Source organism: Pseudomonas sp. LBUM1659 (genome assembly GCF_059716045.1).
The window spans coordinates 498,048-511,075 of record NZ_CP166797.1 but is presented as its reverse complement, the minus strand read 5'-3'; the positions used below and the strand labels follow the sequence as shown (position 1 = coordinate 511,075).

7 protein-coding genes and 1 pseudogene are annotated in these 13,028 nt (G+C 57.7%); 1 reads left to right on the top strand and 7 read right to left on the bottom strand.

Annotation, left to right across the window (positions count from 1 at the left end; translation table 11 throughout):
- Positions 1-63 precede the first annotated feature (63 nt).
- The 7 genes and pseudogenes from ACA048_RS02335 to putP form a co-directional block, all read right to left on the bottom strand.
- Positions 64-903 (bottom strand): 23S rRNA (adenine(2030)-N(6))-methyltransferase RlmJ, encoded by an 840-nt coding sequence (locus ACA048_RS02335; RefSeq protein ID WP_483841045.1) that lies wholly within the window; start codon positions 901-903, stop codon positions 64-66.
- A 393-nt stretch (positions 904-1,296) separates the two neighbouring features.
- Complete coding sequence (locus tag ACA048_RS02330; protein WP_497627773.1) at positions 1,297-1,620, bottom strand: hypothetical protein; 324 nt, start codon at positions 1,618-1,620, stop codon at positions 1,297-1,299.
- Positions 1,621-1,967: 347 nt separating this feature from the next.
- The gene (locus ACA048_RS02325) at positions 1,968-2,696 is read right to left on the bottom strand and encodes a DUF4123 domain-containing protein (protein WP_497627772.1); all 729 of its coding nucleotides are present in this window, start codon (positions 2,694-2,696) and stop codon (positions 1,968-1,970) included.
- Entirely contained in the window at positions 2,686-3,180 is a 495-nt protein-coding gene (locus ACA048_RS02320) for a hypothetical protein (RefSeq protein ID WP_497627771.1), read from the bottom strand. Before ACA048_RS02320 ends, ACA048_RS02325 begins: the two co-directional genes overlap by 11 nt.
- A 22-nt stretch (positions 3,181-3,202) precedes the next feature.
- Positions 3,203-3,595: a hypothetical protein gene (locus tag ACA048_RS02315; RefSeq protein WP_140668238.1), complete on the bottom strand. Its 393-nt coding sequence runs from the start codon at positions 3,593-3,595 to the stop codon at positions 3,203-3,205.
- A gap of 1,043 nt (positions 3,596-4,638) precedes the next feature.
- Positions 4,639-6,654: pseudogene (locus tag ACA048_RS02310) on the bottom strand (type VI secretion system Vgr family protein); the annotation flags it as partial.
- 362 nt (positions 6,655-7,016) lie between these two features.
- Entirely contained in the window at positions 7,017-8,501 is a 1,485-nt protein-coding gene (putP, locus tag ACA048_RS02305; RefSeq protein WP_497627770.1) for a sodium/proline symporter PutP, read from the bottom strand.
- Between the two features lie 463 nt (positions 8,502-8,964).
- Between putP and putA the strand changes: the two genes are divergently transcribed.
- Positions 8,965-12,915, top strand: coding sequence for a trifunctional transcriptional regulator/proline dehydrogenase/L-glutamate gamma-semialdehyde dehydrogenase (gene putA / locus ACA048_RS02300; protein WP_497627769.1), 3,951 nt, complete (start codon positions 8,965-8,967; stop codon positions 12,913-12,915).
- The last annotated feature ends 113 nt before the right edge of the window (positions 12,916-13,028 follow it).

The following is a 13,028-nucleotide window of genomic DNA, read 5'->3' as shown; positions in this document are numbered from 1 at the left end:
GAAGGGCGTGACGCAGAGCGTCACAGGCTGCATCCCCACGCGAAACGTGGGAACGATCACCCATCAACTCTCAGCAATCAACCAATCCATCTGCCACCCACCCTGGGTCTGCCCCAGCTTCTTGGACAACCACGGCAGCAACTCACGCAATTCCTCTTCCAGCCCCCACGGCGGATTCGCAATCGCCAACCCGGACCCGTTCAGGCTGTTCGGCGTATCCAGCGGATGCACCAGCAACTCCACCCGCAACAACTTCGGGGCGCCCGAGCCTGCCAGATCCTGATAGAAACGACGCAACAGGCGCTGGTCCTTCACCGGGTACCAGATCGCCGCCACGGTTTGACGCATCCGGCCAACCGCTTCTTTCAGCGACGCCGCACAGCGCTGCATCTCATCGAGCTGTTCAAACGGCGGATCAATCAACATCACCGCCCGCTTCTCCTGCACCGGCAACATCGCGCGCGGCACATGCCAGCCTTCGCCCAGATGCACCTTCACCCGACGGTCACCGGCCATGTTGTCCTTGAGCAGCAAGCCGTCTTCCGGGTGCTTCTCGTTGAGCATGACCCGATCCTGCGGCCGCGTCAGGCGCCGCGCCAGCTCCGGCGACCCTGGGTAATAGCGCAACTGGCCATCCGGGTTCATGTCATGCAGCACCTTCATGTAATCGGCGGTCAACGCCGGCAAATCCGGCTGATCCCACAGACGCGCAATACCTTCCAGGTACTCACCGGTACGGCTCGCCTGATCACCCTGCAGGTCATACAGACCAATGCCGGCGTGAGTATCGAGATAGGCAAACGGCTGCTCCTTGCGCGACATCAGGGCGATGAGGCGGGTCAAAGTCAGGTGTTTGAACACATCGGCGTGATTGCCGGCATGGAAGGCGTGACGATAATTCATGATTGCTCCTGCGAAGGCCGGGAAGTTTACCTTGTAAGGCGGCCAACGTCAGGACCTCACAGCCGAGCGGGCACTTGCAGCCCCACGAACCTGTGGCGAGGGGGCTTGCCCCCGTCGGGCTGCACAACAGCCCCAAAACATCCCAGCACCCACAAAACCCTATGGCGAGGGGGCTTGCCCCCGTTGGGCTGCGCAGCAGCCCTAAAAACATCCCGCCACATCACAAAACCTGTGGCGAGGGAGCTTGCTCCCGCTCGACTGCGAAGCAGTCGCCAAACCAAACCCCTCGGTACAACTGACATAACCGGATTGCAGGTTTTGGGGCCGCTGCGCGACCCAACGGGGCGATGCGGCGTTCCGACAAGCCCCCTCGCCACAAAAAGCCGTACGCCGTTACTCCGGTGACCGAGCCCGCAACCGCCGCCCAATCACATCCAGCACATCACACCCATCCCGCAACGGAATGGCACACAGCAACGCAAAATCACTAAGAATGAACGACTCGCACTCGACCGAACCACGCATCGACATATTTTCCAGTACCTGAGTGACGGCACGAATTCGGTAGTTGGCGGCTTCGTATAAAACATCGAGCGGTGCGTGGGTGTCGACGAACAGCGTCGGCATGTCAGTGCAGTTGCTGGTGAGGGCCATGAAGCGGTTTTTGGGGTGGGGGATTGGTTTTTCGTAGGGTGGATCGGGGTGAAGTGTTTTCATTAGAGACTCCCAAAGAAGAATAGGAGCTGCCATCAGCCTTCCTACAGGCTAGGGGTGGCAGCTATACGCGAGGTAGGAATATCGAGACCTTTGGGAAAACTCGACCACGCCGAAGCGTGCTCGCGCATAGCCACCGCAACAGATCTTACGGACGCATGTTAACGGCCGCAAACCATGTATTGACGCTAAGAGCATCCCATCAGTCTTGAAGGGTTCCTACACCCTGCCACTGAATTTTCAGTGACCACCAGAGACTATCGATGGAATACATTTCAAACCAGTTCATGGAAACCGCTACAACTTGAAGGAAACTTCCGACGACCTTGCCCGGAAATTTCGCATTGCCTCTAGTTCAGCTCCTCCATCAAGTGCTCCAAAAGCTCGGCTTTCGGCACTGAAGGAAGGCCAGGCCCGGCAAGATACGTCTTGACCTTGCGACGCAACACACTCTCTGAAAACGCCTCCAACAGACTCGGATGCTCCTCACTCAACCACTGCATCAGATTGTTGATTTGGGTTGAGGCATCTTCAGCACCGAGGTGTTGCAGCAGTGAATCAGACACCTCCCACCACGGGAAAACCCTAGAGGCTTTCAACGCGCTACCGCCGATTTCGACCGATTGCCGATTGATCAGACACCTGCTGATCACCGGAAGCAGCTCTGCGGGTTTTACCTCAGCCGACTGCAAAATCGGCAGCAAATAACGCCCATCCCAAAAACGGAAAAACACCGATTTACCATTCGGCAGCTTGACCCTGGAGAGGCTGCGCAAATGTTCGACCACTGCCTCAAGGCTCGCCGAAGACACTGCCAACCAACCCCAATCGCAAGACGCTGTTGTGGCGACCCAATCGAGGAACTGACTGTCAGCAGCGACAATTCCGACATAGGGCATCACTGCTTCCCACTCGGAGTAAATCGTATCAGCCCAAATCGGGCTCGGCGCGGAGTTCAATGAGCGCTGCCAAGCTTTGAACGGCTCAGCCGCGCTGGCGTTGCTGAAAATGGCGAAGAGTTGTTCAGAATTTCTTAGCGGATGGGTTTGTAACCAGTTTCCAATGAAATTAACACTCATAAAAATCGCTCCTGATTTCAGCCCACCAACAACCCATATTATCAAGAGTCGTTATTAACCAATCGACCCAACTTAAATACTCATAAACCCACTCAACGACGATCAAGTAGAAAAATACAAAGTAGATGCTGCTGCAACTGCCTCTAATCAACCATCGCAACCTAATAGAAAAATCATCGTAGTCGCGCTCATCCAAATGCCCACGCTTTAGTGCCAAGTCGCGAAACGTTAAAACATGCCAGACAACAAACAATGCCTCATACCTAGAGCGAAAACACTGCCCCTTAATTGGGCTACGCAATGTCACCACTTCAGATCGACTCATACCGTCGAGTATTTTGTCCATTTTGAAACACGCTAAGTAAAACATCACCGCTATTGACGCAACGAAGAGAAAACCTACTACGGGAAATATCCGATTGAGCACCGCTTCAAACGTGTCCGGCCCCGCCCAATAAATCGCACATAAAATGACGAAACTCATTTAAGGCACCAGCGCGACGAAATCACTCAATCCAGCCCATGTATTTCCCACCAAAAAAAAGCACAAACATCGCCACCCCTCCGCCAAGGCCAGCCACATAGAAAAGTCTTATCAAATTCAAAAGCCCGCGGGGGAAATTCAGATAATCGTTTCTATCTAGGTTTCCACACTTGATTGACTTCGACGGAAACACAAAGAAAGCCCCCACACTAATCAACATAAAATAAACACCAAAAACACCTTGCCTCATCACAGTTTTACGCAATAAAACGCCATGAGAGTTGCTCAAATGGTCAATTATTTTTTTTAATTGGAAGCAAGCCAAATAAAGTTGACCCAAAATAAAAATCAGACCAAGACCAAAAAATAATCCGCCTGTGAGCAAGACAAAGAAAACCTCATCATCATTTGTCATCAATAAGCTTCCTCATAAATTATTTCACCAATTTTTTCCCCGCCGGCTTCACCTGCCACTCCTCCTACGAATGTTCCTGCGCCAACCAAAACCAGTGAACAGAGCACACCTCCAGTACCAGCACTTACGAGTCCAATTCCGACGCAAGAAGTAACACCAAGCGTCCCAATAAGCCCCCCCAAAGTGCTGCCCCCGATAGCACCAGTTAACTTCCCTGCCTCCGAAAACTTAACTTTTCTGCAAGCCTCTTCAGTCCCATAGCGGCAGGTCTCCTTGACCTTAAGCCCCGATGCGGAAGCCCCTAGCGCAATCCCAACCCACCCACCCAGCTTCATCACCTTCCCGGCCTTACTCACCCCATCAATATGCGTCGCATACCCTGGAATCCCTCCAGCTGTGCCCGCCTTACTCCAATGATGCACAAGACTGCGGTTTGAAATCCCCAGCGCATTCTTCAGTTTCGGGTGATCAGGCATACCCACACCTTTGCGTACCAACGGTCCAAGGCTGCTATCAAGCCGCCCCATCAGCTTTTTACGCTCGGTAAAGAAGTCAGCGCCTTGGAGTTTTCCGTGTTTGTCAAAGGTGCGTTTATGCAGGTTTTCAAGTTCTACAAGGGTCTCTTTCAAGTTGCCCAAGTGCTTGCCGAACATCGCCGAACCAATCCCAACACCCGTCGAGCCCTGCGAAAGAAACGATTCAATTTCCCCATGATGACGAGTCATGAACTCCGCCTCGGCATCACTCAACGGCTCAAGCGCTGCATCGACTTTTTGCGCCGCCTCCATCAGCAGCGCTTCTTCGCGGGTGCATTGCGTATTGCGCGGATCGCTCAAGACGATCAATTGACCAGGCTTGGCATATTGGGTGAGTTGTGGATTAAGGCTGCGAAACTTCTCCAGTACTGCTGGTTCCGGCTGTGGAAACAGGATTGATTCGAGCGCCGACCGGGACATCCCCTGCTCGACGATGTGAAAACCCGGCTCAACGCTGGAGACCGCCGGCTGGGCTGAAGACTTTGGGGAGTGGGTCTGCGTGTCCGGCGCAGGGCATACCCCATCCTTGCAACGCTCACATTCCTCACAAAACGGCGCGTCGCTTTTCAGGCTCATGATCTGCGCAGCACTCAGCAACGCTGCCGGGGCAGCAGCAAGTTTCAGCGGTGTATCGGGCGACACCGGCGCAGCCGCCATCGCCGGCACCAACGCCCCGCCCACCTGAATCGGCACGCTGCTGAAAATCCCGCCAGGACCGATGTTGATCCACTGCCCACCCGCCTGAATCGTCGCGCTGGCACCGCCGTCGATCACCACTTGCTGGCCGGCGCTGACGTGGAATTGCTGACTGGCGTTGAGCGCCTGACTGGTCACGCGAATGTGCCGATCACCCATCACCACCAAGTGATCGTCGAGCTTCACTTCGGCCTGGCGCTGACCGTGGGTGATGCGTTGCTCGTCCGCTTTCAGCTCATGTCGGGCGATGCCGGTGACCACAATGCTGCGGGCGTTATCCACCTGCACCTGTTGATCATTCAACACATGCTGGGTCCAGTTTCGCTGGGCGCGCAGGTAGATTTCCTCGGCGCCTTTGCGATCCTCGATGCGCAGTTCGTTGTATCCCCCGCCACCCGGGCTGCTCTGGCTGCGGAAAATACTGCGCGTCTTTTCGGCCGGCAGGTCCAGCGGAACGGGCGTCGCCGAGTTCGGCAGGCAGCCCATCACCAGCGGTTTGTCGGCATCGGCGTCGATGAACCCGACCAGCACTTCCATGCCGACGCGTGGGATCAGCACGCTGCCGTAACGGTCATGCGCCCAACCCGTGGCCACGCGCAGCCAGCAACTGGAATGCTCGTTGAGCTGACCGTCGCGGTCCCAGGCGAGCTGGACCTTGACCCGCCCAAACTCGTCGCAATGGATTTCGCTATCAGTCGGCCCGGTAACCACAGCCGGTTGATAGCCGAGCATTCGGGGCTTTTGCGGCCCCAGTGGCGGACGAAACGAAACGTCCCACGGCGTCGCCAGAAACGTATTGCGATAACCTTGGAAATCATCCGGGTCGTCGCTGGTGGCCGACTCTTCCAGCACCTGTGGCTGTCGGCCGCGATGTTCGATTTCAGTGATCAGCCACAGGTCGTTCCACGCCTGACGCGGATGCTCGGCGAGATGGAGGAAATGCCCGCTGACCAGCGCACAGTCATCACCACGACCTTCGGCCTGGCGGAAATCGGCGTTGTGGCGTTCGAGTGCGCGTTGAGCCAACTGTTTGCCGTGTTCGCGATCAGTGAATTGGCCGGGAAAGTGGTAGTCCTCCAGCACCGGGCGCTGCTCACTGTCGAGACGGGTTTCGAGTTGCAGGCGTGGTTTTTTAAAGTCGTAATCGCGGCGGGCAACCGCTGTAGTACGGATTTCCAGACGCACGTTGAAGCGCTTGATGGCCGGCGCATCCGCCGCCATTCCGCTGCCGGGCAGGTATAACGTCGGGTTCGGCAGACGAGGGAAAACCGTTTGATCATCGCCGAACACCAACAGATGTCCGTCGGGGCTGTGCTGGAAGTGGTAGTGAATGCCGATCTCGGCGCACAGCCGCTGGATGAACGCCAGATCGCTTTCGGCGTACTGCACGCAGTACTCGCGAGCTTTGTAGTCGCTGCCGAGTTGAAACTCGAACGCATCGCGCTGGATGCCATGGTCCTTGAGGACCTGCGCGATGATCGTCGGTACGTTTTTGTGCTGGAAGATCCGCTGATTGATGCGCTGACCGAGGTAGGCCAGTCGCGGTACGAGGCTGATCTGATAGCCCGTCAGACGTTTCCCGGAGTCGCTTTGGCCGACGCGAAAAATCTGACCATGAATGCCGGCACCTTGTGCATCGAAACTCAAAAACGCCTGACGATGCAGCAGGCTTTCAAGCTCGATGTCCGGCCGATCGCTGACCAGTTCCAGGTCAAAACGGTAGGGTTGGCTGATGGCTTCCGTGCCCGTGAACTCAAGGACCTTGAGCTCATTCTGGACGCCGTCGAGGGCCAACGTGAAACGCGGTTGATTGGCAGGCGCGAACATCCGATGTGTCTCTGCAGAATGAAGGCGGGCGATTCTGCATGAGCGACAAGGGGTGTTGTGCGAGGGACAAGGAAATCAGATTTACCCTACTTTTATAGAGATTTGTCCTTCAAGAATCAGTGTGTTTGGCTACAGACATTCCCTCAATTCCACCACCTACTAAATGTGGGAGCGGGCTTGATCTCGAAAGCGGTGTATCAGCTTGCATCAATGTTGAACGTTAAACCGCCTTCGCGAGCAAGCCCGCTCCCACATTGGAATGTCGATAGCACGATATCTGCGCAAAAAAAAACGGCCCGCCTCCGTAAGGAAGCGGGCCGTTTTCATGTTCAGCGAACGGTCAGAGCTTCAGCTCCTCCCCATCACTTGTTCAGGCGGAAATCTGCCTCGGCAGCGGCAAAACGCTGAAGCATGCCGGTAGTCGGCGCACCCAGTTTGCTGACGATGTAGATGGCCAGGCTGGCGAAGATGAAACCAGGGATGATTTCGTACAGGCCCAGCAGTTCGAAGTGTTTCCAGACGATCACGGTGATCGCGCCGACCAGGATGCCGGCCAGTGCGCCGTTGCGGGTCATGTCTTTCCAGATCACGGAGATCAGCACAACCGGACCGAACGCAGCACCGAAACCGGCCCAGGCGTAGCTGACCAGACCCAGTACGCGGTTTTCCGGGTTAGCGGCCATCGCGATGGCGATCAGGGCAACCACCAGGACCATGGCGCGGCCGACCCAGACCAGTTCGACCTGGGAAGCGGATTTACGCAGGAAGGTTTTGTAGAAGTCTTCGGTCAGGGCGCTCGAGCACACCAGCAACTGGCAGCTCAGGGTGCTCATTACGGCAGCCAGAATGGCCGACAGCAATACACCGGCAACCCATGGGTTGAAGAGGATTTTTGCCAGTTCAATGAACACACGTTCGTGGTTTTCGGTCACTGGCATGGCCACGGCCGGGTTGGCCGAGAAGTAAGCGATACCGAAGAAACCTACGGCAACAGTGCCGCCCAGGCACAGGATCATCCAGGTCATGGAGATGCGGCGAGCATTGGCAATCGACTTGACCGAATCCGCCGCCATGAAACGCGCGAGGATGTGCGGCTGGCCGAAGTAACCCAGGCCCCAGCCCATCAGCGAGATGATGCCGATGAAGGTGGTGTTTTTCAGCATGTCGAAGTTGCTAGGGTCTTGCGCTTCGATGGCCAGGAAGGTGGTGTCGACGCCACCGGTCGCCAGCAGCACGATGATCGGCGTCAGCAACAGCGCGAAGATCATCAGCGTGGCTTGTACGGTATCGGTCCAGCTCACGGCCAGGAAACCGCCGACGAAGGTGTAGGCAATCGTCGCCGCAGCGCCGGCCCATAGGGCGGTCTCGTAGGACATGCCGAAGGTACTTTCGAACAGACGGGCACCGGCGACGATGCCGGAGGCGCAGTAAATGGTGAAGAACACCAGAATCACCACCGCAGAAATGATCCGCAGCAGGCCGCTTTTGTCTTCGAAACGGCTAGAGAAATAATCCGGCAGGGTCAGGGCATCGCCGTTGTGCTCGGTCTGCACACGCAGACGGCCAGCGACGAACAGCCAGTTCAGGTAAGCACCGATGATCAGGCCAATGGCGATCCAGCTTTCGGACAGACCGGACATGTAGATGGCGCCCGGCAGGCCCATCAACAACCAGCCGCTCATGTCGGAGGCGCCAGCGGACAAAGCCGTCACGACGCTACCCAGGCTGCGACCGCCCAGAATGTAGTCAGAAAGGTTGTTGGTGGAGCGATAGGCCATGAAGCCGATCAGCACCATTGCTGCGATGTAGATCACAAACGTGATCAGGGTTGGATTGCTTACGCTCATTAAGTGATGCCCTGGCTTTGTTTTTATGTAGCGCCAGCGTGTGAAACCGCCGACAAACGACAACGTTTGTTCAGACGATTTCGAGGCCTGCGCATTTATGACTGATGTTTCCCCAGGAAAGCCATCAGCCGGCGCACCGGTTTTTCACCCGGTTGCACCTTGGGGCGCGAATCCTATTCAACAACACAAATGAGGTGCAACCCATTTTTTGAGAATAAGTTGCACCTGATCTGATTTTCGTAAAAAACCGATGTTTTTGCTTCCTTTTAGGGCAGTTACGATGATTAGCCAGAAACGAAAGCACCAAGCTGAAGCGGCACGTTCGTACCGGAATTTATTTCCTGACGAGCTGCTTATTATTCCGACGAAAAAAGGGTTGCACCCGGTTGCACCTCAACGATTGCACGGCTAATCTTGCTGCCAGCTGATGCCACGCGGTCGTGGCAAACATGAGGATAAAAAAATGGCTACCACCACCCTTGGGGTCAAACTTGACGACCCGACCCGCGAGCGCCTCAAGGCTGCCGCGACCTCGATTGATCGCACGCCGCACTGGCTGATCAAGCAGGCAATTTTCAATTACCTGGAAAAACTCGAGGGCGGTGCAACCCTGACCGAGCTGAGCGGATTGACCAAGGATTCCGACGACGCCGTCGATGCGCCTCTAGATCACGCTCACCAGTGTTTCCTCGAATTCGCCGAAAGCATCCTGCCGCAATCGGTGCTGCGCGCTTCGATCACCGCCGCTTACCGCCGCCCTGAGCCGGAAGTGGTGCCGATGCTGATCGAGCAGGCTCGCCTGCCGGTCGCCATGGCCGAAGCCACGAATAAGCTCGCCGCGTCGATTGCCGAAAAACTGCGTAATCAGAAAAGCGCCGGTGGCCGTGCCGGGATTGTTCAGGGCCTGTTGCAGGAATTTTCCCTGTCGTCCCAGGAAGGCGTGGCGCTGATGTGCCTGGCCGAAGCGCTGCTGCGCATCCCGGACAAAGGCACCCGTGACGCACTGATCCGCGACAAGATCAGCACCGGTAACTGGCACCCGCACTTGGGCAACAGCCCGTCGTTGTTCGTCAACGCCGCCACCTGGGGCCTGCTGCTGACCGGCAAACTGGTCGCCACGCATAACGAAGCAGGTTTGACTTCGTCCCTGAGCCGCATCATCGGCAAGAGCGGCGAGCCGATGATCCGCAAGGGCGTCGACATGGCCATGCGCCTGATGGGCGAGCAGTTCGTCACCGGCGAAACCATCGCCGAAGCCCTGGCCAATGCGAGCAAGTTCGAAGCCAAAGGTTTCCGCTACTCCTACGACATGCTGGGTGAAGCGGCACTGACCGAGCACGATGCGCAGAAGTACCTGGCCTCGTACGAACAAGCCATTCACTCGATCGGTAAAGCGTCCCACGGTCGTGGGATTTATGAAGGTCCTGGCATTTCCATCAAGCTGTCGGCACTGCACCCGCGTTACAGCCGCGCGCAGTACGAGCGTGTGATGGATGAGCTGTACCCGCGCCTGTTGTCTCTGACCTTGCTGGCCAAACAATACGACATCGGCCTGAACATCGACGCCGAAGAAGCCGACCGCCTGGAGCTGTCGCTGGATCTGCTGGAGCGCCTGTGCTTCGAGCCGCAACTGACCGGCTGGAACGGCATCGGTTTCGTGATCCAGGCGTATCAGAAGCGTTGCCCGTACGTGATCGACTACGTGATCGACCTGGCTCGCCGCAGCCGTCATCGCCTGATGATCCGCCTGGTGAAAGGCGCGTACTGGGACAGCGAAATCAAGCGCGCCCAGGTCGAAGGCCTGGAAGGCTACCCGGTCTACACCCGCAAGGTGTACACCGACGTTTCCTACATCGCCTGCGCCCGCAAGTTGCTGTCGGTGCCGGAAGTTATCTATCCGCAATTCGCCACGCACAACGCCCACACCCTGTCGGCCATTTACCACATCGCCGGTCAGAACTATTACCCCGGCCAGTACGAATTCCAATGCCTGCACGGCATGGGTGAACCGCTGTACGAACAGGTTGTAGGTAAAGTTTCCGAAGGCAAGCTGAACCGTCCGTGCCGCGTGTACGCACCGGTCGGTACGCACGAAACGCTGCTGGCGTACCTGGTGCGTCGCCTGCTGGAAAACGGCGCAAACACCTCGTTCGTCAACCGCATCGCCGACCAATCCATTTCAATCCAGGAGCTGGTGGCCGATCCAGTGGCCAGCATCGAGCAGATGGCGACGCTGGAAGGCGGCTTCGGCCTGCCGCACCCGCGTATCCCGCTGCCGCGTGACCTGTATGGTGCCGAGCGCGCCAACTCCAGCGGCATCGACATGGCCAACGAACATCGTTTGGCTTCGCTGTCCTGCGCCTTGCTGGCCACTGCTCACAACCACTGGAAAGCCGCGCCGATGCTCGGTTGCGCCTCCAGCACTGAAACCCCTGTGCCAGTGCTGAACCCGTCCGATCTGCGTGACGTGGTGGGCCATGTGCAGGAAGCCACCGTCGATGACGTTGATAACGCAATCCAGTGCGCCCTGAACGCTGCGCCGATCTGGCAGGCCACCCCGCCCGCCGAACGCGCCGCGATTCTGGAACGTGCCGCCGATTTGATGGAAGGCGAGATCCAGCCGCTGATGGGTCTGTTGGCTCGCGAAGCCGGCAAGACCTTCGCCAACGCCATCGCCGAAGTGCGTGAAGCCGTGGACTTCCTGCGTTATTACGCGGTGCAGGCGCGCAACGATTTCACCAATGACGCCCACCGCCCATTGGGTCCGGTGGTCTGCATCAGCCCGTGGAACTTCCCGCTGGCCATCTTCAGTGGTCAAGTCGCGGCGGCACTGGCTGCCGGCAACCCGGTATTGGCCAAGCCTGCGGAACAGACCCCGCTGGTCGCGGCTCAAGCCGTGCGTTTGCTGCTCGAAGCCGGGATTCCGGAAGGCGTGCTGCAACTGCTGCCGGGCCGTGGCGAAACCGTCGGTGCCGGACTGGTGGGTGACGATCGCGTTAAAGGCGTGATGTTCACCGGCTCCACCGAAGTTGCTCGTTTGCTGCAACGCAACATCGCCGGCCGCCTGGATGCCCAGGGCCGTCCGATCCCGCTGATCGCCGAAACCGGTGGCCAGAACGCGATGATCGTCGACTCTTCGGCACTCACCGAACAGGTCGTCATCGACGTGGTGTCGTCGGCCTTCGACAGCGCCGGCCAACGTTGCTCGGCATTGCGCGTCTTGTGCTTGCAGGAAGATTCCGCTGACCGTGTCATCGAAATGCTCAAAGGCGCCATGGCTGAATGCCGCCTCGGCAATCCGGAGCGCCTGTCTGTGGACATCGGCCCGGTGATCGACGCCGAAGCCAAGGCTGGCATCGAGAAGCACATCCAGGCCATGCGCGACAAAGGTCGCAACGTGTACCAGGTGGCCATCGCCAACAGCGAAGAAGTCAAACGCGGCACCTTCGTGATGCCGACCCTGATCGAACTGGAAAGCTTCGACGAGCTGCAACGGGAGATCTTCGGTCCGGTGCTGCACGTGGTTCGCTACAAGCGCAAAGACATCGATCAACTGATCGGTCAGATCAACGCTTCCGGCTATGGCCTGACGCTGGGCGTACATACGCGCATCGACGAGACCATCGCCAAGGTGATCGACAACGTCAACGCCGGTAACGTCTACGTGAACCGCAACATCGTTGGTGCTGTGGTGGGTGTGCAGCCGTTCGGCGGTGAAGGTTTGTCGGGCACGGGGCCGAAGGCCGGCGGTCCGCTGTACCTCTACCGCCTGCTGTCGACGCGCCCGACCGATGCCATCGAACAATCCTTCGCTCGCGGTGACGCCATCGCAGCGCCGGACGTTCGCCTGCGTGACGCCATGAGCAAGCCGCTGACCGCCCTGAAAGCCTGGGCTGACAGCAACAAATTTGCCGACCTGAGCACCCTGTGTGTGCAGTTCGCGGCGCAATCGCAAAGCGGGATCACCCGTGTGCTGGCCGGTCCGACCGGCGAGCGCAACAGCTATGCCATCCTGCCGCGTGAACACGTGCTGTGTCTGGCGGAAGTTGAAGGTGACCTGCTGACTCAACTGGCGGCGGTGTTGGCTGTCGGTGGTTCGGCGGTGTGGCCGGACGCTGATTTGACCAAGGCGTTGTTCACACGCTTGCCGAAGGATGTTCAGGCGCGGATCAAGCTGGTGTCCGACTGGAACAAGGATGAAGTGGTGTTTGATGCGGTTCTGCATCATGGCCATTCCGATCAGTTGCGTGCGGTCTGCCAGCAAGTGGCCAAGCGTGCCGGAGCGATTGTCGGGGTTCATGGTTTGTCCCAGGGCGAGACCAACATTGCGCTGGAGCGTTTGGTGATCGAGCGCGCATTGAGCGTCAACACTGCTGCGGCGGGTGGTAATGCGAGCTTGATGACGATTGGCTAAACCGCAATAAATCCAGGCGCCCGCAATGGACGCCTGGAATGCAAAACCCTTGTGGGAGCGGGCTTGCTCGCGAATGCGGTGTGTCAGACACCATTTATGTCGACTGACACACC